Annotated in this window: 25 protein-coding genes, 1 pseudogene and 1 riboswitch; of the genes and pseudogenes, 17 read left to right on the forward strand and 9 right to left on the reverse strand. The window is 73.2% G+C overall.

Annotated features, from left to right (window positions below):
• Positions 1 to 4,042 (forward strand): beta-ketoacyl synthase N-terminal-like domain-containing protein (locus tag Q4C85_RS05900; RefSeq protein WP_303140561.1); only part of this gene is annotated, 4,042 nt, incomplete at its 5' end.
• Between the two features lie 116 nt (positions 4,043 to 4,158).
• On the opposite strand, the gene Q4C85_RS05905 is transcribed toward Q4C85_RS05900, so the two are convergent.
• On the reverse strand, positions 4,159 to 4,767 hold the full coding sequence (locus Q4C85_RS05905; protein WP_303140562.1) for a TetR/AcrR family transcriptional regulator: 609 nt from the start codon (positions 4,765 to 4,767) through the stop codon (positions 4,159 to 4,161).
• A gap of 88 nt (positions 4,768 to 4,855) precedes the next feature.
• On the opposite strand from Q4C85_RS05905, the gene Q4C85_RS05910 reads away from it, so the two are divergent.
• The 6 genes from Q4C85_RS05910 to dhaM all read left to right on the forward strand — a co-directional run bounded on the left by Q4C85_RS05910 (position 4,856) and on the right by dhaM (position 9,798).
• A complete protein-coding gene (locus Q4C85_RS05910; protein ID WP_303140564.1) occupies positions 4,856 to 5,545 on the forward strand; it encodes a GAP family protein in 690 nt (229 codons plus the stop codon).
• A 61-nt stretch (positions 5,546 to 5,606) separates the two neighbouring features.
• A complete protein-coding gene (locus Q4C85_RS05915; RefSeq protein WP_303140566.1) occupies positions 5,607 to 6,146 on the forward strand; it encodes a holo-ACP synthase in 540 nt (179 codons plus the stop codon).
• A complete protein-coding gene (locus Q4C85_RS05920) occupies positions 6,143 to 7,627 on the forward strand; it encodes an NAD-dependent succinate-semialdehyde dehydrogenase (protein ID WP_303140567.1) in 1,485 nt (494 codons plus the stop codon). The genes Q4C85_RS05915 and Q4C85_RS05920 overlap by 4 nt, the downstream gene beginning before the upstream one ends.
• A gap of 67 nt (positions 7,628 to 7,694) precedes the next feature.
• Positions 7,695 to 8,708 (forward strand): dihydroxyacetone kinase subunit DhaK, encoded by a 1,014-nt coding sequence (dhaK, locus tag Q4C85_RS05925; RefSeq protein WP_303140569.1) that lies wholly within the window; start codon positions 7,695 to 7,697, stop codon positions 8,706 to 8,708.
• Positions 8,709 to 8,710: 2 nt separating this feature from the next.
• The gene (gene dhaL / locus Q4C85_RS05930; RefSeq protein WP_303140571.1) at positions 8,711 to 9,376 is read left to right on the forward strand and encodes a dihydroxyacetone kinase subunit DhaL; all 666 of its coding nucleotides are present in this window, start codon (positions 8,711 to 8,713) and stop codon (positions 9,374 to 9,376) included.
• Positions 9,373 to 9,798 carry a dihydroxyacetone kinase phosphoryl donor subunit DhaM gene (gene dhaM, locus Q4C85_RS05935; RefSeq protein WP_303140573.1) on the forward strand — a complete coding sequence of 142 codons (426 nt, stop codon included), beginning with the start codon at positions 9,373 to 9,375 and terminating at the stop codon, positions 9,796 to 9,798. The genes dhaL and dhaM overlap by 4 nt, the downstream gene beginning before the upstream one ends.
• Positions 9,799 to 10,213: 415 nt before the next feature.
• Here dhaM and Q4C85_RS05940 read toward each other — a convergent pair whose 3' ends face one another.
• The gene (locus tag Q4C85_RS05940) at positions 10,214 to 11,086 is read right to left on the reverse strand and encodes an NAD(P)H-binding protein (protein WP_303140575.1); all 873 of its coding nucleotides are present in this window, start codon (positions 11,084 to 11,086) and stop codon (positions 10,214 to 10,216) included.
• A gap of 105 nt (positions 11,087 to 11,191) precedes the next feature.
• On the opposite strand from Q4C85_RS05940, the gene putP reads away from it, so the two are divergent.
• The gene (putP, locus tag Q4C85_RS05945; protein ID WP_303140577.1) at positions 11,192 to 12,667 is read left to right on the forward strand and encodes a sodium/proline symporter PutP; all 1,476 of its coding nucleotides are present in this window, start codon (positions 11,192 to 11,194) and stop codon (positions 12,665 to 12,667) included.
• Between the two features lie 16 nt (positions 12,668 to 12,683).
• On the opposite strand, the gene Q4C85_RS05950 is transcribed toward putP, so the two are convergent.
• The 4 genes and pseudogenes from Q4C85_RS05950 to amrB all read right to left on the reverse strand — a co-directional run.
• Positions 12,684 to 12,887: a hypothetical protein gene (locus Q4C85_RS05950; protein WP_303140578.1), complete on the reverse strand. Its 204-nt coding sequence runs from the start codon at positions 12,885 to 12,887 to the stop codon at positions 12,684 to 12,686.
• A complete protein-coding gene (locus Q4C85_RS05955) occupies positions 12,881 to 13,180 on the reverse strand; it encodes a hypothetical protein (protein WP_303140579.1) in 300 nt (99 codons plus the stop codon). The genes Q4C85_RS05950 and Q4C85_RS05955 overlap by 7 nt, the downstream gene beginning before the upstream one ends.
• A gap of 73 nt (positions 13,181 to 13,253) precedes the next feature.
• Positions 13,254 to 13,640 carry an AmmeMemoRadiSam system protein A gene (amrA, locus tag Q4C85_RS05960; RefSeq protein ID WP_368501420.1) on the reverse strand — a complete coding sequence of 129 codons (387 nt, stop codon included), beginning with the start codon at positions 13,638 to 13,640 and terminating at the stop codon, positions 13,254 to 13,256.
• Positions 13,628 to 13,783: pseudogene (gene amrB / locus Q4C85_RS05965) on the reverse strand (AmmeMemoRadiSam system protein B); the annotation flags it as partial. The pseudogene amrB and the gene amrA, both read right to left, overlap by 13 nt.
• 175 nt (positions 13,784 to 13,958) lie before the next feature.
• Positions 13,959 to 14,099: riboswitch (FMN riboswitch) on the forward strand.
• A gap of 128 nt (positions 14,100 to 14,227) precedes the next feature.
• Here amrB and Q4C85_RS05970 point away from each other — a divergent pair.
• Both Q4C85_RS05970 and Q4C85_RS05975 read left to right on the forward strand, forming a co-directional pair.
• Entirely contained in the window at positions 14,228 to 15,019 is a 792-nt protein-coding gene (locus tag Q4C85_RS05970; RefSeq protein WP_303140581.1) for an ABC transporter permease, read from the forward strand.
• A 35-nt stretch (positions 15,020 to 15,054) separates the two neighbouring features.
• A complete protein-coding gene (locus Q4C85_RS05975; protein WP_303140583.1) occupies positions 15,055 to 16,068 on the forward strand; it encodes an ABC transporter substrate-binding protein in 1,014 nt (337 codons plus the stop codon).
• Between the two features lie 24 nt (positions 16,069 to 16,092).
• Here Q4C85_RS05975 and hisG read toward each other — a convergent pair whose 3' ends face one another.
• Positions 16,093 to 16,938, reverse strand: coding sequence for an ATP phosphoribosyltransferase (hisG, locus tag Q4C85_RS05980; RefSeq protein ID WP_303140584.1), 846 nt, complete (start codon positions 16,936 to 16,938; stop codon positions 16,093 to 16,095).
• A gap of 64 nt (positions 16,939 to 17,002) precedes the next feature.
• Positions 17,003 to 17,266, reverse strand: a complete 264-nt coding sequence (locus Q4C85_RS05985) for a phosphoribosyl-ATP diphosphatase (protein WP_303140586.1) — start codon at positions 17,264 to 17,266, stop codon at positions 17,003 to 17,005.
• Positions 17,267 to 17,491: 225 nt separating this feature from the next.
• Here Q4C85_RS05985 and Q4C85_RS05990 point away from each other — a divergent pair, with 225 nt between their 5' ends.
• Both Q4C85_RS05990 and Q4C85_RS05995 read left to right on the forward strand, forming a co-directional pair.
• Positions 17,492 to 18,484 (forward strand): hexose kinase, encoded by a 993-nt coding sequence (locus Q4C85_RS05990; RefSeq protein ID WP_303140587.1) that lies wholly within the window; start codon positions 17,492 to 17,494, stop codon positions 18,482 to 18,484.
• Positions 18,471 to 19,310 (forward strand): class II fructose-bisphosphate aldolase, encoded by an 840-nt coding sequence (locus Q4C85_RS05995; RefSeq protein WP_303140588.1) that lies wholly within the window; start codon positions 18,471 to 18,473, stop codon positions 19,308 to 19,310. Before Q4C85_RS05990 ends, Q4C85_RS05995 begins: the two co-directional genes overlap by 14 nt.
• Before the next feature lie 4 nt (positions 19,311 to 19,314).
• On the opposite strand, the gene Q4C85_RS06000 is transcribed toward Q4C85_RS05995, so the two are convergent.
• Entirely contained in the window at positions 19,315 to 20,502 is a 1,188-nt protein-coding gene (locus tag Q4C85_RS06000) for a DUF3866 family protein (protein ID WP_303140590.1), read from the reverse strand.
• 57 nt (positions 20,503 to 20,559) lie between these two features.
• Between Q4C85_RS06000 and Q4C85_RS06005 the strand changes: the two genes are divergently transcribed.
• From Q4C85_RS06005 to Q4C85_RS06025, 5 genes are all read left to right on the forward strand, one after another.
• Positions 20,560 to 21,528, forward strand: a complete 969-nt coding sequence (locus Q4C85_RS06005; protein ID WP_303140591.1) for a WYL domain-containing protein — start codon at positions 20,560 to 20,562, stop codon at positions 21,526 to 21,528.
• 1 nt (position 21,529) lies between these two features.
• Positions 21,530 to 22,582: a YafY family protein gene (locus tag Q4C85_RS06010; protein WP_303140592.1), complete on the forward strand. Its 1,053-nt coding sequence runs from the start codon at positions 21,530 to 21,532 to the stop codon at positions 22,580 to 22,582.
• Between the two features lie 116 nt (positions 22,583 to 22,698).
• Positions 22,699 to 22,992 carry a Sec-independent protein translocase subunit TatA gene (gene tatA, locus Q4C85_RS06015; RefSeq protein WP_303140593.1) on the forward strand — a complete coding sequence of 98 codons (294 nt, stop codon included), beginning with the start codon at positions 22,699 to 22,701 and terminating at the stop codon, positions 22,990 to 22,992.
• Positions 22,993 to 23,107: 115 nt separating this feature from the next.
• Positions 23,108 to 23,968, forward strand: coding sequence for a twin-arginine translocase subunit TatC (gene tatC / locus Q4C85_RS06020; protein ID WP_303140594.1), 861 nt, complete (start codon positions 23,108 to 23,110; stop codon positions 23,966 to 23,968).
• Positions 23,969 to 24,049: 81 nt separating this feature from the next.
• A complete protein-coding gene (locus Q4C85_RS06025; protein ID WP_303140595.1) occupies positions 24,050 to 24,967 on the forward strand; it encodes a diacylglycerol kinase family protein in 918 nt (305 codons plus the stop codon).
• Positions 24,968 to 24,976: the final 9 nt, after the last annotated feature.

Consider the following 24,976-nt stretch of genomic DNA (forward strand, 5'->3'; position numbering starts at 1 on the left):
TGGTCCCGCGCCCACCGGTCCGGTCGAGGACCTGCCCTTCGGCGCCACCGACGCCCTGACGGTGCTCCTGGCCCACGCCGCACGCATCCGCCCCGAGCAGATCGGCACCACCGACACCACCGAGACGCTGACCAACGGCGTGTCCTCGCGCCGCAACCAGCTGCTCATGGACATGGGCACCGAGCTCCAGCTGGCCTCGATCGACGGGGCCGCCGACGCCGACATGACCGCGCTGTCGGCCACGGTGGCCAAGGGGGCGCCGGGCTACAAGCCCTTCGGGCCGGTGCTCACCGACGCCATCCGCACCGGTCTGGGCCGCATCCTGGGACCCTCCGGGGTGCGCGCCACCCGCGTGGCCGACCGCGTCACCGGCACCTGGGCACTGGGCGACGGCTGGGTCTCCCACGTGACCGCCGCGGTGTTCCTGGGCACCCGCGAGGGCGGCTCGATGCGGGGCGAGGACCTGGCATCCCTGGGCACCTCCGCGCCGCTGACCAACGCGGCCGCCGTCGACGCCCTCATCGACAAGGCCGTCCAGGAGGTGGCCGGCGCCCACGGCGTGGCCGTGTCCAAGCCCAGCGCCGGCGGCGCCGGGGGAGCGGTGGTCGACTCCGCGGCACTGGATGCCTTCGCCGAGACCGTCACCGGCGACAGCGGCGTGCTGGCCACGACCGCCCGCACGATCCTCGAGGCCCTCGGCCTGTCGGACAAGGCCACCGTCCCGGCCGACGCCGAGGACGAGGCCGCCGCCACCCGGGCCGCCATCGAGGCGGTCAACACCGAGCTCGGCTCCGGCTGGGTGGCCTCGGTCACCCCCTCCTTCAGCCCCGAGCGCGCCGTCCTCATCGACGACCGCTGGGCCACCGCCCGCGAGGACCTGGCCCGCCTGGGCAACGGTGAGACAGCCCCGGACCAGGCCAGCCTGCTGGCCCCCGAGCGCTTCACCGGCCTGGGCGCGGCCGTGGCCGACCAGGCCGCCTGGTGGGCCCGGCAGCTGGGCGCCTCCCAGGCCCCCGACGCCGCCGAGCGCGCCGCCATCGCCCAGGCGATCTCCCGGTCGGCCGCGCAGGCCCCCGTCGCGGGCGCCGACTGCGTGCGCTGGGCCGACCAGGTCGCCGTCGTCACCGGCGTGGCCCCCGGCTCCATCGCCGCCGCCGTCGTGGGCGACCTGCTCGCCGGCGGGGCCACGGTCGTGGCCACGAGCTCGCGGCTGAGCCACGAGCGCCTGGCCTTCGCCACGCGCCTGTACCGCGACCACGCCTCGGCCGGGGCGCGCCTGTGGATCGTGCCGGCCAACCTCGCCTCCTACCGGGACGTCGACGCCCTGGCCGAGTGGATCGGCACCGACCAGGTGGTCACCGCCGGCGGCAAGACGACCCTGGTCAAGGAGGCGCTCGTCCCCACCCTCCTGTTTCCCTTCGCCGCCCCCCGGGTGGCGGGCACCCTGGCCGACGCCGGGCCCGAGGCGGAGTCCCAGACCCGCCTGCTGCTGTGGAGCGTGGAGCGCACGATCGCCGCCCTGTCGGCCATCGGCACCGACACCCACGTCGACCACCGGCTCCACGTCGTCCTGCCCGGTTCGCCCAACCGGGGCACCTTCGGCGGTGACGGCGCCTACGGCGAGGTCAAGTCGGCCCTCGACGCCGTGGTCAACCGCTGGAGCTCGGAGAAGGCCTGGTCCGCCAGGGTCACCCTGGCCCACCCGCGCATCGGCTGGGTCCGCGGCACCGGGCTCATGGGAGGCAACGACCCGCTTGTGGCTGCCGTCGAGGCCGCCGGGGTGCGCACCTGGGCCACCGAGGAGATCGCCGCCGAGCTGCTGGCCCTGTGCACCGAGCAGGTGCGCACCCAGGCCGCCACGCGCCCGGTCCTGGCCGATCTGACCGGGGGCCTGGGCGAGGACGTCGACCTCGTGGCCCTGCGCGAGAGCGCCGCGGCCGCCGTCGCGCCCGCCCAGGACGAGCCCGAGGACGCCCCGGCGCTCATCAAGGCCCTGCCGACTCCTTCGGTGCCCACCCAGCCCACCGCCCCGGACTGGGGCGAGGTGGACGTCGACCTCGACGAGGTCATCGTCGTGGTCTCCTCCGGGGAGGTCTCGACCTGGGGGTCGGGCCGCACCCGCCGCGAGGCCGAGTTGGGCATGACCAGTGGGGACGACGTCGAGCTGACCGCCGCCGGCGTGCTCGAGCTCGCCTGGGGCATGGGTCTGCTCACCTGGCAGGACAGCCCCTCGGCGGGCTGGTACGACACCGAGGGCGAGCTCGTCGAGGAGTCCGACATCCTCGAGCGCTACCGCGACGAGGTCGTGGCCCGCTGCGGCATCCGCGAGTTCGTCGACGACGGGGTCATCGCCCCGGTGGCTCCCGAGGAGGTCTCGGTCTACCTCGACCGCGACATCACGCTGACCGTGGCCGATGAGGCCACCGCCCGCACCATCGAGGCCACCGACCCCGAGCACACCCTCGTGGCCCCCGACGAGGCCACCGGGGAGTGGACCGTCACCCGCCTGGCGGGCTCGCTGGCCCGGGTGCCGCGCCGCGCCGCCCTGTCGCGCACGGTCGGCGGCCAGTTCCCGGTCGACTTCGACCCCCAGCGGTGGGGCATCCCCGCCTCGATGACCGAGGGCATGGACACGATCGCCGCGTGGAACCTCGTCACCGCGGTCGACGCCTTCCTGTCGGCGGGCTTCACCCCCGCCGAGCTGCTCACCGCCGTCCACCCCGCCGACGTCGCCTGCACCCAGGGGACGGGCTTCGGCGGCATGGAGTCGATGCGCAAGATGTTCGTCGGCCGCTTCCTGGGGGAGGAGCGTCCCAGCGACATCCTCCAGGAGGCCCTGCCCAATGTCGTGGCCGCCCACGTCATGCAGTCCTACGTCGGGGGCTACGGGTCGATGGTCCAGCCGGTCAGCGCCTGCGCGACCGCCGCGGTGTCCATCGAGGAGGGCTGGGACAAGATCGCCCTGGGCAAGGCCGATGTCGTCGTGGCCGGCGCCATCGACGACATCTCCATCGAGTCGGTGGTCGGCTTCGGCAACATGAACGCCACCGCCGAGGCGGCGGCCATGTACGCCAAGGGCATCTCCGCCCGCCACTTCTCCCGGGCCAACGACCGCCGCCGCGGCGGCTTCGTCGAGGCCGAGGGAGGCGGCACCGTCATCCTGGCCCGCGGCTCGGTGGCCGCCGAGCTGGGCCTGCCGGTGGCCGGCGTGCTGGGCTTCGTGTCCTCCTACGCCGACGGCGCCCACACCTCCATCCCGGCCCCCGGCCTGGGTGCCCTGGGTGCGGGCCGCGGCGGCAAGGACTCGCGCCTGGCCAGGTCCCTGGCCCGCCTGGGCGTCGAGGCCGATGACATCGCCGTGGTCTCCAAGCACGACACCGCGACCGACGTCAACGACCCCAACGAGTCTGAGCTGCACACCCGGCTCGCCCGGGCCCTGGGACGCTCCGAGGGCAACCCGCTCGTGGCCGTGTCCCAGAAGACCATCACCGGTCACGCCAAGGGTGGTGCGGCGCTGTTCCAGGTCGCCGGGCTCACCGAGATCCTGGCCACCGGTGTGGCCCCGGGCAACGCCAGCCTCGACGTCGTCGACGCCCCCCTGGAGCGCGACGCCTTCTGGGTGTGGCCGCGTACGCCCATCCGCCTGACCGGCCGCGGTGGTGCCGACGGCCGGGTGCCAGGCGCGGGCCCGGTGCGCGCCGGCCTGCTCACCTCACTGGGCTTCGGCCATGTCTCGGGCCTGGTCGCCATCGTCCACCCCGGCGCCTTCGAGGCGGCCCTGCGCAAGGCCGGCGGCCAGGAGGCCGTCGAGGCCTGGCTGGAGTCGGCCAACCGCCGCCTGGCCGCGGGCACCCGTCGCCGCCGGGCCGGCATGATCGGCCGCGCCCCGCTGTTCGAGACCGTCGAGGGCCGCCGCCTGGGCGAGGAGACCAAGTATCGCGACCCCCACGAGGTCGAGGCCGCCATGCTCCTGGACCCGCAGGCGCGCCTGGGCACCGACGGCGTCTACCACGCCGGCGAGCGGGCCTCCCAGGAGGACTGAGCGCCCCGGGCGCTGGCCCGGCCTCCACGCCTGTGCGGCGGACCCCTTCCCGGGCCCGCCGCACAGGCGTTCCCCGGCTGACATGGGGCGATCCGGGCGGCGAGGTGGCCTGGAGGTCAGCGAAGGATGAGCGCCAGGCCGCGGTGAAGCTCGCGGGCGATCTCCTGCTGCTCGGTCTCAGGGGCGTTGAGGTAGTCGATCGTCAGGCCGTTGACGAGCGCGGTGACCAGTCGCGCTGCCGCGGACGGCGTCATGCCCGGCACGAGGCGCCCTGCGTCGTGAGCCGAGGCGAGGGCCGTCTCGAGCCGGGTGCGGAACAGCACGAGGGCGGACCAGTACAGCTCAGCAAGCCAGGGCCGGGTCGAGGCGACCGCCCCGTAGGCCACCCAGAGCGCCGCGTCCTCCCGCCGCGCGCCCCCGGTGGGCAAGAGCTCACTGAGGGACTGGTGCATGGCCTCCAGCGGGCTGCCGGCACGTGGCAGGGCCCGGATGCGCTTGTCCTGCCGCTGGACCGAGCGGATGAAGGCGTTGGTCAGGAGGTCCTGACGCGTCCGTGCGTGGTACTGGACGGTGCCGGGCGCGAGCTGGGACTGCGCCGCGACGGTGCGCACACTGACCCGGTCGAAGCCGTCCCGCGCGATGACGGTGATCGTCGCGTCCGCGATCACGGTCCCCGTTGCGGACAAGCGCTTCGTCAAAGGCGTGACGGGACTGGGTACCAACATAGCAGGCTCCTGACGTGCTGGACGCCCACAGAATACGCGTCGTACAATTGTACGACAGTGGATTGGTGCGCAGACGGAAGGAACGGCAGTGGGAGACCTCCTGGCCCTTGTCGGGCTGGCACTCCTGGACTCCACGAGCCTGGGCACCCTGGTCATTCCTCTGGGCCTGGTGATGTGGCGCCGTCGCGTCGACCTGGGCACGATGAGCGTCTACTTCCTCACCGTGTGCACCGTGTACTTCGCCCTGGGAACGGCGCTGCTGGCTGGATTCGACGTGTTCGCTGAGGTGGTCGTGCCGCTGACCCGCACCGACACCTTCCGCTGGCTGGGGCTCGTCCTGGGAGCGGGCCTGGCCCTGTTCGGTATTCTCGCCCCCGGGCCCAAGAAGCCGGACCCGGCCGATCCCGGACCGGCCGCGAGCCGTCCGGCGCCCACCGGTCTGAGAGCGACCATTGCCTTGGGCCTGGGGGCGGCACTGACTGAGGCGGCCACGATGGTGCCCTACATCGCTGCAACAGGGATCATCGCCGGGATGGACACCGGCCAGGTCGGCAGGCTGGTGGTCCTGGCGGGCTACTGCCTGGTCATGGTGCTGCCGGCGGGTCTGATCATCGCCGTCGCAGCGCTGGTCGGCGACCGCTTCTTCGGTTGCCTCAACCGGCTGGTCCCCAGGCTGGAGTACGAGGCCAAGGTGACCCTGCTGTGGATCGCCGCGATCATCGGCCTGCAAATGGCCTGGTCCAACGCGGCCGCCCTGAGCCTGTTCGCCGGGTCATAGCACCCGGTCACCCGCCGGGGATCGTGCGGCGAGCCGGCAGGCGGCGCGAGACACTGGGGCCATGAACACCACCAGCCCGCCTGTGCCACCTGTGCCGCCCGGGAGCGCCGGGGGCGCCGGGGTGCTCGGCGTCGGTGTCGACCTCGTCGACGTCCCCTCGCTGGCCGGGCAGCTCGACCAGCCCGGCACCGTCTTCGCCGAGCGGGCCTTCACGGCCCGCGAGCGCCGTGAGGCGCGCCGTCGGGCACAGGACAAGGGCTCCCGGGAGGCTGAGCACCTCGCCGCCCGATGGGCCGCCAAGGAGGCCTTCGTCAAGGCCTGGTCCCAGGCCGTCGCCGCGGGCGGGCGGGCGGGACCCCCGGTGCTCGCGCCCGAGGAGCTCGACTGGCAGGAGGTCGAGCTCGTCACCGACCGCTGGGGCCGGCCCTCGCTGCGCCTGCTCGGCGGCCTCGGGCAGGCGCTGCGCGCCAGCCTGGGGCCACAGGCCGACACTCCGGAGCACTGGCCGGTGTCGGTCAGCCACGACGGCGGGTACGCCGTTGCCATCGTGCTGTGCACAGCGCCCCGTCCCACACGACCGACCTCAGGGAGGACCGCATGACCCCCACCCCGACCGCCACCCCGACCGCCACCTCGTCCTTGCCCGGGCGCGCGCCCACCGAGCTGTTCGTCGCCGGGCAGTTCCGCCCCGCGGCCTCCGGCCGGCGCCTGGAGGTGCTCGACCCCGCCACCGGCCGGGTCCTGGCCGAGGTCGCCGACGCCGGGCCCGATGACGCCGCTTGCGCGCTCGAGGCGGCGCACGCCTCCCAGGAGGCCTGGCGGGACACGCCGGCGCGCGAGCGCAGCGACATCCTGCGCCGCGCCTTCGAGCTGGCGACGACCACCTACGCCGAGGACCTCGCCCGGCTCATGACCCTGGAGATGGGCAAGCTCCTGGACCAGTCCCGTGCCGAGGTCGCCTACGGCGCGGAGTTCCTGCGCTGGTTCTCCGAGGAGGCGGTGCGCGTGCGGGGCGATGCCTACGCCCTGCCCGAGGGCCGCCTGCGTGCCATCGTCCTGCGCCGGCCCGTGGGGCCCTGCCTGCTCATCACGCCGTGGAACTTTCCCCTGGCCATGGCCACCCGCAAGATCGCACCGGCTCTGGCGGCCGGGTGCACGGCCATCCTCAAGCCCTCCGAGCTGACCCCGCTGACCGCCCTGCTCCTGGCGCGCATCCTGGCAGAGGCCGGCCTGCCCGCCGGCGTGCTGTCGGTGCTGCCCACGACCAGCGGCCCGAGTCTCGTCTCCGGCATCATGGCCGACCGGCGTCTGCGCAAGCTGTCCTTCACCGGATCGACCGCCGTCGGCTCGGCCCTGCTGGCCCAGGCCGCCGACGGGGTGCTGCGCACCTCGATGGAGCTGGGCGGCCACGCCCCCTTCATCGTCTTCGACGACGCCGACCTCGAGGCCGCCGTGGAGGCGGCGGTGACCACGAAGCTGCGCAACATGGGGCAGGCGTGCAACGCCGCCGACCACATCCTCGTCCACCGCCGCCTCCACGACGCCTTCGTCGAGGCGCTCAGCCAGGAGATGGCCTCCCAGCGCGTGGGCCCCGGAACTGTCGAGGGCGTCGACGTCGGCCCCCTCATCAGTGCCGCCCACCGCGACAAGGTGGCCGGCCTGGTCGACGGCGCCCTCAAGCGGGGCGCCACCGCCGTCGTCGGCGGCAGGGTGCCCGACGGCGCGGGGTTCTTCTACCCGCCCACGGTCCTGACCGGCCTGGACCCCGAGGCCCCGATCCTCCGGCAGGAGGTCTTCGGCCCGGTGGCACCCGTGACCGCCTTCGAGGACGAGGACGAGCTGCTCAGGCGCGTCAACGCCGACCCCATGGGGCTGGCCGGCTACCTTCACACCCGCGACATGGAACGGGCCATGCGGCTGGCCGAGCGGCTCGAGCTCGGCATGCTCGGGGTCAACTCGGCGACCACCTCCAACCCCGCGGCCCCCTTTGGCGGGGTCAAACGCTCCGGCCTGGGGCGCGAGGGCGGCCGGGAGGGCATCGAGGAGTACCTCGAGACGGTCTACGTCGGCATCCCCGCCTGAGCCCTGATCGTCCGGCCACCGGTCAGGAGTGGCTGTGACCTGTGCCGTAGTGCGGTAGGGTCGGCGCATGAAGAAGCTGATCAACTCCGCCGAAACCGTCGTCTCCGACGCCTTGGCCGGCATGGCGGCGGCCCACCCCGGCGTCCTGTCGGTCGACCTCGACCAGCGCGTCGTCTACCGCGCCGTCCCCAAGGAACAGGGCCGCGTGGCCATCGTCTCGGGCGGTGGCAGCGGCCACGAGCCGCTCCACGGCGGCTTCGTGGGCGCGGGCATGCTCGACGCCGCCTGCGCCGGAGAGATCTTCACCTCCCCGGTCCCCGACCAGATCGCGGCGGCCACCGCCGCGGTGGACCGGGGCGCCGGCGTGCTGCACATCGTGAAGAACTACACCGGCGACATCATGAACTTCGAGATGGCCGCCGAGCTCGTCGCCGCCGAGTCCGGCACGCAGGTCGCCACGGTGGTCACCGCCGACGACGTCGCCGTCGAGGACTCCCTGTACACCGCCGGCCGGCGCGGGGTGGGCGTGACCGTCATCGTTGAGAAGATCGCCGGCGCCGCCGCCGAGGAGGGGCGCCCGCTGGCCGAGGTCGCCGCCGTGGCCGAGCGGGTCAGCCGCGCCGGCCGGTCGATGGGCATGGCCCTGACCTCCTGCACCGTGCCGGCCAACGGCAAGCCCTCCTTCGACCTGCCCGAGGAGGAGATGGAGATCGGCATCGGCATCCACGGCGAGCCCGGACGCCATCGCGAGCCCGTGGCACCGGCGGACCAGATCGCCGCACGGCTGGTCGAGCCGCTTCTGGCCGAGCTGCCCGAGGCCCCCGCCGGGGAGGACCACGGCGTCATCGCGCTGCTCAACGGGATGGGCGCCAGCCCGCTCATCGAGCTCTACGTCGTCTACGCCGAGGTCGCCCGCCTCCTCCAGGAGGCCGGGGTCGCGGTCGCGCGCAGACTCGTGGGCAACTACATCACGAGCCTGGACATGGCGGGCTGCTCCCTGACGCTCGTGCGCGCCGACGCCGAGATGCTGCGGCTGTGGGACGCTCCTGTGTCCACCCCGGGCCTGCGCTGGGGGGCGTGACGGTGAGCGCGACGAACCCCGTAACCGTCCTGGACGCCGAGCGGGCCCGGGCCTGGGTGCTGCGCGCCCGCGAGCTGATCTGCCGTGACGCCGAGGAGCTGACGGCCCTCGACGCCGCGATCGGGGACGCCGACCACGGCGCCAACATGGCCCGCGGCATGGCGGCCGCCGTCGAGGCGGTCGAGGCGCTCGGCGCCGAGCGGGCCGACACCCCGGCGGCGGTGCTCAAGCCCGCCGCCCTGGCCCTGGTCTCCAAGGTCGGCGGCGCCTCGGGGCCCCTGTACGGCACCTTCTTCCTGCGCGCCGCCGCGGCCTGCGGGCAGGACCCGGCGCTGGGCGCGTCGGGGATCGCCGACGCCGTCGAGGCCGGGATCGGCGGGATCGTCCAGCGGGGCAGGGCCCAGGCGGGGGAGAAGACCAGGCGCGCCGCCTGGACCCCGGCCCTGGAGGCCCGGCGCGACCCCGAGGACCCGGCGGCCGCGGCCCGCGCGGCCGCCCGTGCCGCGGCCGCCGGCCGCGACGCCACCGCGCCGATGCTGGCCACCAAGGGCCGCGCCTCCTACCTCGGCGAGCGCTCCATCGGCCACATCGACCCCGGCGCGGCCTCGACAGCGCTTATCGTCCAGGCCCTGGCCGACGTCCTGGGTGCCGAGGAGGACCGGTCGTGACCGGCGTCGGCATCGTCGTGGTCAGCCACTCCCACGCCCTGGCGCAGTCGGCGGTCGACCTGGCCCGCGAGCTGGTCACGGGCCTCGATGTCGTTGTCGAGGTCGCCGCGGGACTCGACGACGGCGGCCTGGGCACCGACACCGGGAGCATCCTGGCGGCGATCGAGAGAGCCGCCCAGGCCCCGGGCGGGCGCGGCGGGGTGCTCGTCCTGGCCGACCTCGGCAGCTCGATCATGAGTGCCGAGACCGCCCTGGAGCTGGCCGACCCCGACACGGCCGCACGCACCCGGCTCAGCCCGGCGCCCCTGGTCGAAGGGCTCATCGGCGCCTATGCGGCCGCAGGGATCGGCAGGTCCCTGGAGGAGGTCACCGCCGAGGCAGACAGCGCCTGGCAGGCCAAGCGCGGGCAGATGAGCGCCTGAGTCAGAGCCCCGCCTCGCGTCATCAGTCCCGGGCCCGCCACCTCCGCGAGATCGGGACTAAGAGGTTGCGCGGTTAGGTCAGGGTTGTCGGCGTGGTCGGGTGTCCCAGCGGTGGGTGGTCCAGGCTCGGTGGATCAGCTGGCAGGTGATGATGGTGTTGGCCAGGGCGGTGAACTCGCCAGATCGGGTCAATGACGACTGCTGGAACAGCGGGCACAGCAGACCCCAACACGCCCAGACCAGCGCAGACAACTCACCCCCACACACCCCACCATGCCCACCGCGCACCCCACGCTGCCACCTATCGGCGCAACCTCTAATGACACGTCGAGGTGTCATATCTACCGATCTCGGGGTGTCATATGTCCCGATCTCCGCGAGAAGGTGGGTGTTGCCGGACCCGGGGATCGATCATCTAGGCCAGGACGCGGTCGAGGTACTCCTCGAGGGACTCGGGCCGACGGCCCAGGACCTCCTCGACGGCGCCAGACAGGCCGGACTGCTCGCCGTCACGGATCGCGGTGTAGGTCGAGACCCAGGCGTCGTACTGCCACTGCTCGGCCGGCCAGGCCCGCCGGGTGGTGTAGGCCTCCTCGACGGTCTGGTCGATGTAGGGCACCGGGCGGCCCAGGCGGGAGGCGACGGTGCGGGCGACCTGTTCCATCGACAGCTCCTCGGGACCGGTCAGCTCGAGGGTCCGGCACCGCCAGGCATCGGGATCGGCCAGCACCGCCGCGGCCACCGCGGCGACGTCGGCGCGTGTGACCGCCGAGCACACCCCCTGCCCGGCCGGACCGCGGATCTCCCCGCCCTCGGTGCACAGCTCGACGAGGAAGTCCATGTAGAAGTTGTCCCGCAGGAGCGTGAACTCCATGCCCGAGGCAGCCAGGATCTCCTCGGTGCGGGCGTGCTCGCGTGAGAGCGTGAAGGTCGCCTGCCGGCTGGCGCCGTAGAAGGAGGTGTAGACGATGTGGCCGACCCCCGCCGCCGCGGCGGCATCGATGAGGCCCTGGTGCTCCTCGATGCGCGAGGGCGACTCGTGGGCCGAGACCATGAACAGGGTGCTCACCCCCGCCAGACTGTCCTGGACCTGCGGGGTGTCGGCGTAGGCGATCGGCAGGGCGCGTGAGCCGGGAAGACTGGGCGCGGCCTCGGGCCTGCGGGCCAGGAGACGCAGAGGCACGCCCTGAGCCGACAAGAGCCGGGCGACCGTGCCGCCCAGGTATCCGGTCGCCCCGGCCAGGGCCAGGGCGGGCGGGTCGGTGGGTGTGGAGCCGATGGTGCTCATGGCCCGAGCCTACGCCGGCCCGCCTCGGCGTCTGTGTGGGCGAGCCCGGGCGCGCAACGGGTAGGGTGTCACCGGCCCCACCCATCCCTCACCCTGGGAGGATCCATGACTGACACCGCGTTCCAGACCATCTCGATGACCATCTACTTCCTTGGGATGGTGGCGATCGGATGGTGGGCCTCGGGCCGCAACAACTCTCTGGACGACTACATGCTCGCCGACCGCGGCCTGGGCCCGGCGGTGACCGCGCTGTCGGCCGGGGCGGCCGACATGTCCGGCTGGCTGCTCATGGGACTGCCCGGCGCCTTGTACGCCTCGGGCCTGGTCGAGTCCTGGATCGCCGTGGGCCTGACCGTAGGCGCCTGGCTCAACTGGCGGTATGTCGCCCCCCGGCTGCGCACCTACACCGAGGTCGCGCGGAACTCGATCACCATCCCCAGCTTCCTGGACAACCGCCTCCACGACTCCACCCACGTGCTGCGCTGGGCCGCGGGCCTCATCATTCTGGTCTTCTTCACCTTCTATGTCTCATCGGGCATGGTGGCCGGCGGCATGTTCTTCAACTCCTCCTTCGGGATGAGCTACCGCGCCGGGATGATCCTCGTGGCCGCCGTCACCGTTCTCTACACCCTCGTCGGAGGCTTCCTGGCGGTCTCCTACACCGACTTCGTCCAAGGGGTCATGATGGTCTGCGCCCTGGTGGCCGTGCCCGTCGTCGGCGTCATCCACCTGGGCGGCATCGGTGCGACCGTCGAGGCCGTCAACGCCGTCGACCCCGGCTACTGGGCGATGGTGGGAGCCTCCACCTCGGCCATCGGAGTCATCAGCTCGCTGGCCTGGGGCCTGGGCTACTTCGGCCAGCCCCACATCATCGTGCGCTTCATGGCGATCCGCAGCCCTGAGGAGACGATCGCCGGCCGCCGCATCGGCATCGGCTGGATGCTCTTCGCCGTCGCCGGCGCCGCCGCCACGGCGATCGTGGGCGTGGCCACCTACCACCGTGATCGCAGCAGACTGGGCGACCCCGAGACCGTCTTCATCTCGCTGGGCCAGCTGCTCTTCCACCCGCTCATCGCCGGCTTCATGCTGGCGGCGATCCTGGCCGCCATCATGTCCACGGTATCCAGCCAGCTGCTCGTGACCTCCTCGGCGCTCATCGAGGACCTCTTCAGCCAGCTGCCCGCGAGCAGGAGGGCCTCACCCAAGCGACTCGTCCTGTACTCGCGCCTGGCGGTGCTCGCCGTCTCACTGGTCGCGGCCGCCATGGCCTGGGAGAAGAACAACACGATCCTGGCGCTCGTGGCCTTCGCCTGGGCGGGCTTCGGCGCCTCCTTCGGCCCCACCGTCCTGCTGTCCCTGTACTGGCGGCGCCTGACCGCCCCCGGGGCGGTGGCGGGCATGGTCACCGGGGCGGTGCTCGTCATCATCTGGGGCAACCTCGACACAGGCATCTTCGACCTCTATGAGATCCTGCCCGGATTCGTCGGCAACCTCCTCGTGGCCTGGGCGGTCTCGCGGCTGGGCCGGCCCGACCCGGCCGTCGAGGAGGAGTTCGAGGCCGCGGTCGCCGCCACGCGCTGACAGGGCCGCGCCGGCCTCAGCCCCGAAGGCTGACGTGCAGCCTCCGGGCCCCGAAGTCCCCGGGGTCGGCGCCGTCGAAGAGACCGGGCAGCCGCTGCCCGCAGGCGCGGCAGCGGCCGGCGGCATCGAGACGGTAGGCCTCCAGGGTGTAGCCGCGGCGCTCGATGAGTGGGGCCCGGCAGCACGGGCAGGTCGTCGTCGCCCCCTCCGCGGTCAGCACATTGCCCAGTAGACGAAGCGCAGCCCCGCCTCCAGGGCCAAACGCCCGGCGTCCACGAGGCTGGTCACGGGGGTGGCGGGGCGGTCGCGCATGCGGTGGGCCGGGTGGAAGGCCGTCAGGTGCAGGGGAGTGTCGGCCCCGAGCTCGGTGGCGACCCAGGCCGCCAGGGCGCCCACCTCCCGAGGGCTGTCGTTGAGCCCGGGGATGAGCAGCGTCGTCAGCTCCAGCCACGTCGAGGTGTGCTCCCGCAGGTCGACCAGGGTGGCCAGGACCTCGCGCAGGCGCGCGGGCACAGGTCGCACTGGAGGCGGCCGTCCCCCACCCGGTGCCACCAGCGCGCCGGCGCGCCGGCACCGACCTGCCCGCTCACGGCCGGCTCCAGCAGCGCACTCGGTAGGTCGGGACCACCAGCTCCTCGTGCCAGAAGTCCTCGGCGAGCCCCGCCTTGCGCTTGAGCCGGACCAGGAACACCAGTGGGTCGTCCAGCTCCTCCCACACCTGGGGCAGGAAGGTCGTCCGGTGCGGGCCCATCTGGAGGACGACCCCGTCGACCCCCGGGCGCAGCCGGGCGACCACCTCCGCCTCATCTGCCGCCTCCAAGGGCTCGGGCTCGGTGAGCACCGAGACCTCCAGGCTCAGGGAACCGAGCTCCTCGGGCTCGACCGGAGCGAAGCGCGGGTCTCGGGTGGCCGCCAGGACGGCGTTGGCCACGACATCCTCACCCAGCGGCCGGTGGGCCGTCAGCGTGCCGATGCACCCGCGCGAAGCCCCATCGCACCGGAGTAGACATAGCCCGCGTGCGGGACGATGAGCGCCTTGGGCACCCGGCCCCCCGGGAGGGGCAGGGAGCGTCGGGCCCGACCGAGCAGCTCATCGAGCATGCCGGACAGGACGGTACGGTCCTCGGGTTAAAAACTCCCCGCGACCGCGGGGCAGCGGACGGATCCCATGATCATCTCCGATCATCCGCCTTGACCTGGCTCCAGGGTAGACGCCTCGCCGGCCCGGTGGGCCCCTCCGGGCCGGGCCAGGTTTGTCATCACCCCGCACCGGGGATAAGGTCGGGGCAGCAACGTGCTCCGGGGTCGGTGAAATTCCGAGCCGGCGGTGACAGTCCGCGACCCGGGTCTCCTCCCCGCAGGGGAGGCTGCCCGGTTGAGCTGGTGGAACTCCAGCACCGACGGTGAGAGTCCGGATGGGAGGAGGCACGAGGCGCCGACGCACTCGCGGCAGCGCCCCGCACCGGGGCGCGCACCCGTGCGCCGGCGCGCGGGCTGCACCCCCTCACCCCGGAGACGCCCCGGGGCACCCGTCCCCGGGGACCGAGAGGATGAGCGTCCGTGCCCCGCCCCGACACCGCCCGCGCGCGCCTGCGGCCGAGCCCCGCGCTTCTCCTGGGCGTCGCGCTCCTGGCGGTCTGGTGGGCGGTGACGGCCTCGGGCACGATCGAGCCGGTCTTCCTGCCCAACCCCCTCGACGTCCTGCGACGCCTGTGGCTGAGCGTGACCCGGGGAGACCTCCTGGGCTACGCCTGGGTCACCCTGCGCGAAGCCCTTCTGGGCAGCGCGACCGCGGGCCTGCTGTCCCTGCCCCTGGCCTGGGCCCTGGCGCGCTCGCGGTCCTTCGCCCGGGCGGTGCTGCCCTACGTCGCCGCCCTGCAGGCCGTGCCCGCGGTGGCCATCGCACCGCTGCTCGTCGTGTGGATCGGCTACGGAACCGTGCCCACGGTGGCACTGTGTGTCCTCATGGTTTTCTTCCCCATCACCGTCACCGTGCTCCTGGGACTCAAAGGGCTGGACTCCGACGTCATCGACGCCGCGCGGCTCGACGGCGCCCACGGGATCTCCATGATCGTGCACATCGAGCTGCCGATGGCCCTGCCCGCCATCCTGTCGGGCCTGCGCACCGGCTTCACCCTGTCGGTGACCGGAGCGGTTATCGGGGAGATGACGATGGGCGGGCAGGGACTGGGCATGGTCCTGGCCTCCCAGCGCCAGACGGTCGACACCACCGGCCTGTTCGCCACCATCGTCGTCCTGTGCCTCATGGCCACGACGATCCACTGGTGCCTCCACGAGCTCGAACGGCGCAGCCGGGTCGTGGACTCCATGCGCGGACGCCGCGCCACCTGACGACCCCTCACCCCGCCCGCACCGAAAGGACCGCCATGACCTCCACCCTGACCCGCCGCACACTCCTGACCTCCCTGCTCCTGGCCGGCGCCGGAGCAGGCGCAGCCTGCTCCTCGGGCACCGGGGCGCAGTCGCGAGCCTCGGCCACCGCCGAGGGGCCGGTCATCGGCCTGACCTACACCCCCAACGTGCAGTTCGCCCCCTTCTACATGGCGCTCGAGCAGGGCCAGTACGCCGCCGGCGTGAGCCTGCGCCACCACGGGGAGCAGGAGGGCCAGTTCGACGCCCTCCTGGCCGGCACCGAGCAGATCGTCGTCGCCGGCGGCGACGAGGCGGTCGTGGCCGCCTCCAACGGCAACGAGCTGGTCATCATCGGCGGCTACTACCAGCGCTACCCCGGCTGCGTCATCGTCCCCGAGTCCTCGGGCATCACCGCGCTGGCCGACCTCAAGGGCCGGGTCATCGGCACCCCGGGCCGGACGGGGGAGACCTGGTACTCCCTGCTCGTGGCCCTGTCCACCGCCGGGCTGACCGAGCAGGACGTGACCGTCGAGGAGATCGGCTACACCCAGCAGGCGGCGCTGGCCTCGGGCAAGGTCGAGGCGGTCGTCGGCTTTTCCAACAACGACGCCGTCCAGCTCGCCCAGAACGGCACCCCGGTCAGGACTCTGGAGATCGCCCAGGACGTCCCGCTGCTCGGCGCCTCGCTGGTCACCACCGCCGAGCTGCTGGCTGAGCGCCGCGAGGAGCTGGCCGACGCCGTCGTCGCCTCAGCACGAGGCATGGCCGACTTCGCCGCCGACCCCGACGCCGCCGTCGAGGCCAGCGCGCAGTACGTCCCCGACCTCGTCGACCCCACGCAGGCGGCCAACGCCCGGCAGGTCGCCGTGGCCACCGCCGAGCTCGTGGCACCCGAGGGCAATGCCGTCATCGGTTCGGTCTCGGTCGAGCAGGTCGGCCGCACCATCGACTTCCTGGCGGCCCAGCAGCTCCTGGGAGCCCCCGGGGTCAGTGCCAAGGCCGCCTGCGACCCGCTGCTGACCGCCTGAGGCCGGGCCGCCCGGGCCCGCGCCTCACAGACGGCAGGCCACGAGGGAGGACACGAGGATGGCGCGGGCGCCGACCTCGTAGAGCTCGTCCATGACCCGGTTGATGTCCTTGCGCGGCACCATCGCCCGCACCGCCACCCAGTCGGGGTTCTGCAGCGGGGAGACCGTCGGGGACTCGATGCCGGGAGTCAGGGCCGTGGCCCTGTCCAGCCGGTTCATCGGGACGTCGTAGTCGACCAGGACGTAGGAGCGCGCCCGCAGGACCCCCTCGAGCCGGCGCACCAGGGTGCCCAGCCCCGGCTCGTCGCGGTGGCGCTCGGTGGTGATGAGTACCGCCTCGCTGGCCAGCAGCGGCTCACCGAAGGTCTCCAGCCCCGCGGCGCGCAGCGTCGTACCGGTCTCGACGACGTCGGCGATGAGGTCGGCCACACCCAGCTGGACGGAGGACTCCACGGCCCCGTCGAGGTGGACCGTCTGGGCCTCCACACCCCGCTGGGCCAGGAAGGTGCGCACAAGCACGTCGTAGGAGGTCGCCACCCGTCTTCCGGTCACGTCCTCCAGCGAGGTCATCGTGCCCGCCGGCGCGGCGAAGCGGAAGGTCGAGCGGGCGAAGCCCAGCGCGAGGTGCTCCACGGCGCTGACCCCAGAGTCCAGCAGGAGGTCGCGCCCGGTGATCCCCGCGTGGACCGTGCCCTGCCCGACGTAGACCGCGATGTCCCGTGGGCGCAGGAAGAAGAACTCGACCTGGTTGGCCTCGTCGACCAGGACGAGCTCGCGTCCGGTCCGCCGGGTGCGGTACCCGGCCTCCTTGAGCATGGTGGTGGCGGGCTCGGACAGGGAGCCCTTGTTGGGCACGGCGATGCGCAGCACGGTGGTCCTGACTGTGTGGGGGTAGGAGTGGGGCTCGTGGCCCGGGGTGCGGTGAGCGGGGCGCTCACAGGTGGGTGTAGACGTCCTGGAGCGTGTAGCCCTTGGCGATCATCATGACCTGGACGTGGTAGAGCAGCTGGCTCAGCTCCTGGCAGGCGGCCTCATCGGACTCGTGCTCGCAGGCCATCCACGCCTCGGCCGCCTCCTCGACGATCTTCTTGCCGATGAAGTGCACCCCGCGGTCGAGCTCGGCGACCGTCCCCGACCCGGCGGGGCGGGAGGCGGCCTTGTCCTGCAGCTCGACGAACAGGTCCTCGAAGGTCTTCATGGGCTCAGGGTAATGCCTCCCACCGTCCTGCCCGGCCACGTCTCAGCGGTGGCCACCCGAGGCGGCAGCAGGGGCCGAACGACTGGCAGCGACAGGTCCACCACGGGGTGACATGCTCGAATGTGCAAATATGATGCTTATAGCGCTAGTATTCGATCATGTCGGCGTGCGGGGCGCCGGCTCGTTCCGCGTCGTCGGAGCGATGAGATGTGCAAGGAGGCGCAGGTGAGCACCGGTTCCGTGACCGGACGGGTCATCGTCGTGACCCCCAACCCGGCCGTCGACGTCACCTACGAGGTCGCCACCCCGAGGATGGGGACGGTCAACCGCGTGGCCCGGGTGGCGCGTCGCCCGGGGGGCAAGGGCATCAACGTCGCCTCGGTCCTCCACCAGTTGCGTGGCATCGGGGCGGACGCCCCCGAGCTGCGGCTCGGCGGGTTCCTCGGCGGCTCCCAGGGCCAGGAGCTGCAGGAGGCGCTGGAGGACTGGGGCCTGGAGCAGCGGTGGGTGGACCCGGGCGGGGCCTACCGCACCCGCTCGACCGTCGTCGTGCGCGACGCCGACGGCGGAGCGACCGGCTTCTACGAGCCGGGCAGCCCCGTCACTGCGCACGACTGGCAGGCGCTGGCCTCCACGGTCCTGGACGGCGCAGGCCCCGGTGACGTGCTCGTCGTGGCGGGATCCTGCCCTCCGGGAACCAGGGCCGAGGAGCTGGCCGGACTCCTCCAGGCCGCCCGCGCCCTGGGCGTGCGCACCGTCCTGGACACCTCCGGACCCCTGCTCCTGGCCTGCGCGGGCGGCGCCGACCTCCTCAAACCCAACCTCGAGGAACTGACCGAGGCCACCGGCGAGCACGACCCGCGTGCCGGTGCCGAGATCCTCCTGCGTGCCGGTGCCCGCGGGGTCGTCGTGTCCGATGGCCCGCGCGGGATGCACCTGTTGAGCCGTGTCGGCGCCACCGTGCGCTCCTGGCACGCGGCCCCGCCGCCTGTCGAGGTGGTCAACCCCACCGGCGCCGGGGACGCCGCCGTCGCGGCGCTCGCCGCCCACCTCGCCGCCCGCCCGGGCACCGAGCCGGTCGGAGGCCGGGCACTTGAGGTCGCCGTCGCGCTGTCGGCGGCGGCGGTGCGCACCCCCGTGGCCGGGCTCGTCGACCCCGACACCTACACCACCCTTCTCCACCAGGTGAAAGCTGAGGACACCGATGCCGCTGACTGACCTTGTCACCCCCGCCCGCGCCGCCCGCTCCCGGGGCACGGCGCTGGGCGCCTTCAACGTCGTGCTGCTCGAGCACGCCGAGGTCTTCACCCGTGCCGCCGAGCGCGCCGGACTGCCGATCGTCCTGCAGATCTCGCAGAACGCCGTGGCCTACCACGGCGGACGCCTGGCACCGATCGCCGCCGGTGCCCTGGCCGTGGCCCGCTCTGCCGAGGTCCCCGTGGTCGTCCACCTCGACCACGCCGAGTCCGTCGACCTGGTGGCCGAGGCGGTCGAGCTGGGCATGAGCTCGGTCATGTACGACGGCTCGGCCCTGCCCTACGAGGACAATGTCGCCACCACGGCGCAGGTCGTCGGGATGTGCCACGCCCGCGGGGTCAGCGTCGAGGCCGAGCTCGGCGAGGTGGGCGGCAAGGACGGGGCCCATGCCCCGGGGGTGCGCACCGACCCGCAGGAGGCCGCGCGCTTCGTCGAGGCCACCGGGGTGGACCTGCTGGCCGTGGCCGTCGGCTCCTCCCACGCCATGACTGAGCGCCGGGCGCTGCTCGACAACGGGCTCATCTCCCGCCTGGCCGCCGCGGTGCCAGTGCCGCTGGTCCTCCACGGCTCCTCCGGGGTCGACGACGCGGGCCTGGTCGCCGCCGTGCGCGCCGGCATGACCAAGATCAACGTCTCCACGCATATCAACGTCGTGGCCACGACCGTCGTGCGCGAGGTCCTCGGGGACAACCCGGCGATGGTCGACCCGCGCCGGTACCTGGGTCCGGCCCTGGCGGCCGCGGGGGAGGAGGTCGAGCGGCTCCTGGGCCTGTACGCCTCCGCCTGACCCCTCAGCAGAGGCCTGCGGCCAGCGCGGCGGCGTGCCGGCCCGCGGCCGCGGCCGCCAGGAAGGCGGCCTCGTCCTGGTCCAGGCCGCGGCCCATCGTCGACAGCCGCAGCCCGGTGCTCTCCTCGACGGCATCCAGGGCCCGGCGCAGACCGTCCACCGGGACGTCGATCCGCCGGTGGGGCTCGCCCAGGGCGCGCGGCGAGCACAGCGCCGCGGCCTGCCGGTCGACCTGCCTGCCCAACTCGCCGGGCAGCTCGGGCACGACGACGTCGGCCCCCGCGAGCGCCACCCGGCCCAGCGCCGTCATCGAGTGGTGGGACACCCCCCGGTGCCGTTCCCGGGGGTCGGTCTGGGAGATGCGCAGGCAGGCGACGGCGCGGCCCTGGAGGGCCGCCACCGCGTTGACCACGTCCCCGCAGGCCACGCCGGAGAAGCCCCACGGAGTGTCGGTGCCCAGGTTGCCCGGCCCCTGGATGACGACAATGACCTCGGCGCCCAGGACATGCCGTGCGGCGAGCAGGGCGTTGTGGATACTGACGGCCTCGACGTCCCCACCCCAGGCCTGTCCCGCCGTCACCGTCGCCTCGAGCCACCCGGCGGCGCGCAGGGCCGCCACCGTCCGCGAGTAGGGCATCGGCAGCGCACCGCCGTCGGGCATGACGTACACCACCCGCGGGGCCTTGCGCCCCCGCCAGCCGCGGCCCGCGGCCGAGCACGACGACCTGATCCCGGCCAGGACGGCGGGCAGGCTGGAGTGCAGGTCGGCCACGACCACCGGGACGCCGCCCAGCGTCAGCTCCTCCGCGGAGGCGGACAGCAGGCCGTGGTGGGCGGTGCCCTGCTCGTCGACGCCGGTGACCATGACCTGGTCGGGCATGTAGCGCGCCTTGACGAGGTGACCGGTGGGGGTGGGGTCCTCGGGCAGGACGTCGAGGCGGGTGAGCACCATGGCATGGCCGCCGGTGCCCAGGCCCCGGTCGAGGGCCGAGACCTCCAGGCGCACCCGCTCCCCGGTCGAAGGCATGCCCGTCAGCGTCTCGTAGACCACGGCGCGGCACTCCTGCCCGACCAGCAGTCCCGTCGCGTTGGCCGGTGCCGCCAGGATCCGCACGAGCAACTCGGCGCAGCGGTCGCCCTCGCGCCCCCACGCCACCCGGAGGGCCAGTACCCGCCCGTCGCGCCACATCATGGGCACACCGTACACACGCCGGACCACTCCGGGGACCGAGCCATCTAGGCTGGCGGGGTGAGCACTTCCTCCGCGCAACCGATCCCGGCCGAGGAGCGTCAGGTCAACCTTCTGCTCGCGCTGCGCAACACGACGACCGGGCTGACCGCCGCGACCATCATCGCCACGGTCGCGGGCTACGACCCCGCCGGCGGCACCGCGGCCCGACGCATGTTCGAGCGGGACAAGAGCGTCCTACGCGGCTTGGGCATCACCGTGCAGACCTCGGGCAGCGAGGAGCAGACGCGCTACCGGGTGGCCGAGGAGGACTACGCCCTACCCGAGCTGACCGTCTCGGCGTCCCAGGCGGCCGCCATCGACCTGGCCGCCTCGGCGTGGCGCTCCGGGGCCCTGACGAGCTCGGCGCGCCACGCCCTGACCAAGATCCGCGCGGTGGCCGACAGGCCCCACGGACCCGGCGCCCTGCTCGACCTCACCCTCGACCTGGCCGGCGATGAGGTCCCTGCCGAGCTGGCCGCCGCCGTCGACGAGCGGCGGCTGGTCAGCTTCGACTACCTCTCTCCGGCATCCGGCCGGTCCCGCTCGCGCACCGTCGAGGCCCACCGGCTGCGGCTGAGCCAGGGGGCCTGGTACCTCGACGCGCTCGAGCCCGCCACCGGAAGCCGACGGACCTTCCGCCTGGCCCGCATCACCGGCGGGGTGGACATCGTCTCGGGTCCCGGCGCCTTCGACCCCGACCCCCCGGACCCCGAGACGCATACTGCCCTGCTGGCCGTCGCCCCGGGCAGGGCGCTGCAGATCCGTGCCGGTGCCACCAGCGCCCCGCCGCCTGCTGGGGTCGAGCCGCCCGAGGGATGGGAGGTGCTGAGCGCCGCCTACGCCGACACCTTCGCCTTCGCCGGCGCCCTGGCGGCGCTGGGCGACGGCGTCGTCGTCCTGGCACCGCCCGCCCTGCGCGAGGAGGTCCTCGCCCACCTGCGCGGCGCCGCCGCGCTGACGGGCTGTGGCCGGGACGGGGGCCGCTGAGATGGCCCGCCCCAGCTCCGTGGACCGGCTCGTGCGGCTGCTGGCGCTGCCCGCCTGGGTGGCCGAGCGCCCCGGCGCCACGGTCGAGCAGGCCGCCGAGCACTTCGGGGTGACGGCCCAGACGATCCGCGCCGATGTCTCGACCCTGTGGGTCTCGGGCGTCCCGGGCGGCATGCCCGGCGACCTCGTCGACTTCGACGCCGAGGCCTTCGAGGAGGGCAGGCTCAGCCTCACCCAGCCGCTGGGCCTGGACCGGCCCGTCAGGCTCTCCCGGCAAGAGGCCGTCAGCCTCCTGCTGTCCCTCAGGGTCCTCCATGACCTGCTGCGCACCGACCCCGGTGCCGCACAGGCGCTCGGCGGGGCCCACGAGGCCCTGCGCCGCGCCCTGGGCGCGGCGGGCCAGGACCCCGCCCAGGACGGGCCGCAAGCCGTGCCCCCTCAGCCCAAGCAGGACGCCCAGGACATTCCCCAGTCCTCCGGTGTCCGGGCGGAGGCGCTGGGCGCCGTGCGCTCAGCCCTGGAGGAGGGCCGCCGCCTCCACCTGTCCTACGTCTCGGCCACCGACACCCCCTCCGAACGCAGCGTCGACCCCCTGGGTCTGAGCAGCGACGGCACGAGCCTGACCCTGCGCGCCTGGTGCCTGACCGCCCGGGACGAGCGATCCTTCCGCCTCGACCGCGTCCTGGAGGCACGGGTGCTCCCCGAGCCCGCCACGACGCACCCCCGCCGACGCCCCCGCACCCCCGGCGCCCAGGCCGGTGCTGAGGCGGTCCTCACCCTGGCCCCCTCCGGCAGGTGGCTCATCGAGCAGATTCCGTGCACCAGCCGGGAGCGTCCCGACGGATCCCTCGTGGCCGTCGTGCACGGCCGGGACCGTGCCTGGCTGCTCGGACTCGTCCTGTCCGCCGGACGCCACATCCTGGCCGTTGAGCCCGTGGACCTGGCCCGGGACGCGGCCGCGGCGGCCACAAGGGCGCTGGAGGCCGACGCCGCGGTCCACACCGGTCGAGACCGGGAAGAACCGGGGGAGAGCCGGGGGGGCAGCAGGGCCTGACGAGGCTGCGACGAGCTTGTGACCTGAGCCGTGACGTGAGCGGAATCAACCTACGCCGACGGTGGAACGGCCCAGGCGGCGCACGGGGCCCGGTGAGCATGCCGCTAGACTCTCGAATGTCTCATCGTGTCGCACACCGCAAGGAGAGTGCCGTGAAGTTCTCACCCACCCACATCGTCGTCCTGCTGGTCGTCATCATCCTCATCTTCGGGGCCAAGCGGCTCCCGGAGATCGCGGGCTCGGTCGGCAAGTCCATGAAGGTGTTCAAGAAGGAGGTCAAGGAGCTGCGCGAGGACGACGACGCCCCCGCCCAGATCCAGCAGCCTCAGGAGGGCACGTACTACACCCAGCCCACCCAGCAGGGACAGGCATACCCCCAGCAGTCCCCGGAAGGCACCACCCAGCAGTGAGGTCCCGCCGGGCGTGGAGGCCGGTGCGGGGACGCGAGCCCGCCCCCGGCACGCCCGGTGCGCCCTGACGGGCCAGGGCCCGACGGGCCCCGAAGTCGAGTGAAGGAGCCAGGCCATGGTGGCACTGCCCAAGGTGTTCCACACCAGGCGCCAGGACAACCCTGAGGCGGTCATGTCCATTGGCGACCACCTGCGTGAGCTGCGTGACCGCCTGGTCATCTCGGCCGCAGGGGTCCTTGTCATGTCCGTGGTCGGCTACCTCTTCTACGACCAGGCCTTCAGCCTCATCACCCACCCCATCGAGGATGCCAACGCCAACGGCGCGGACATCTCGATCAACTTCGACACCGTCCTGTCGTCTTTCGACATGAAGCTCAAGGTGTCGATCTGGTTGGGCGTGTTCCTGGCCTCCCCCCTGTGGATGTACCAGTTCTGGGCCTACGTCGGACCGGGCATGACCCGCAAGGAGAAGCTCTACACCTGGGCCTACGGCGCGACGGGGCTCGTGCTCTTCGCGGCGGGCGCTGCCCTGGGCGTGTTCATCCTGCCCCACGCCGTGACCATTCTCACCGGCTTCATCCCCGAGTCGGGCACCGGTTACCTCCAGGCGAGTCTCTACCTGTCCTTCGTCATGCGGCTCATCCTCGTGTTCGGGGTCGCCTTCCTCCTGCCCGAGCTGCTCGTCGCCCTCAACCAGCTCGGCGTCATGAAGGGGCGCACCATGCTCGCCGGCTGGCGCTGGGCGGTCGTGGCGATCTTCACCTTCATGGCCTTCGCCAACCCCCTTCCCGATCCCTGGTCGATGATCTTCATGGCGGTGCCCATCACCGGCCTGTACTTCCTGGCCTGCTACATTGCCATCACGCACGACAAACGGGTGGCCCGGCGCGAGGCCGAGGAGAACGCCGCCCTCGACGCGGCGCTGGCCGGCACCGGGACGGCCGGTGAGATCGCCTCCGGCTCCGAGAGCTCCTGAGCGCACTACGCCCGCCGTGTGAGCCGTTGAGCGCCATCCTGCCCGCCCGGCCCTCTGCCGCCTGATCGAAACCGAGCACCGATGCGCCTGGCCCTCATCTCCAACCCCACCTCCAACCACGGTCGTCACCGCAGCGCCGCAGAGACCACCAGGCGCGCCCTCATCGCACGGGGCTACGAGGTCCTGCCCGCCGCGCAGGACGGCTCCGACGGCCTGGGCGCCCTGTTGGAGGAGCGCGGCGTCGATGCTCTGGTCGTCGTCGGCGGCGACGGCATGGTCCACCAGGGCCTCAACCTCGTGGCGACCACGGGTGTGCCCATGGGGATCGTGGCCACCGGCACCGGCAACGACATCGCGCGCCACTTCGGCCTGCCGGCCCGCGACGTCCTGGCGGCCACCGACGTCATCGATGCCGCACTGACCGGGCAGGGCAGGGTCCTGGGCTGCGACGCGATCCGGGTGACCGGGGCCTATGGCCAGCACTGGTGCATGGCCGTGGTCGGGGCGGGCATCGACGCCGTGGTCAACCGCAGGGCCAACAACCTGCGCTGGCCCCACGGCGAGGCCCGGTACACCGTGGCGGTCGTCCCCGAGATCGTGCGGATGCGCCCCTACGGCTACCGCGTGACAACCGACGCGGGCACCTGGGAGGGCCCGGCCATGCTGCTGGCGGCCGCCAACACCTCCTTCATCGGCGGGGGCATGACCCTGGCCCCCAGCGCGGAGGTGACCGACGGCCTGCTTGACGTGCTGCGGCTCGATCCGGTCACGCGTCCCGGGCTCGTCGGCCTGTTCCTGCGGATCTTCCAGGGCACCCACGTCGAGCACCCGGCGGTCCACATCGAGCGCAGCCGCGCGGTGACCATCGAGGCCCTTCCCGACAAGGAGGCCGGTCTCCACACCCCGCCCCGGCCCTACGCCGACGGGGAGGCCATCGCCCCGCTGCCCCTGCGCCTGGAGGCGGTGCCCGAGGCGGTGCGCCTGCTCCTGCCGCGCTGAGCGGGTCCC

Origin of the sequence: Actinomyces sp. (assembly GCF_030524025.1) — a bacterium.
In the GTDB taxonomy this organism is placed as follows: domain Bacteria; phylum Actinomycetota; class Actinomycetes; order Actinomycetales; family Actinomycetaceae; genus Actinomyces.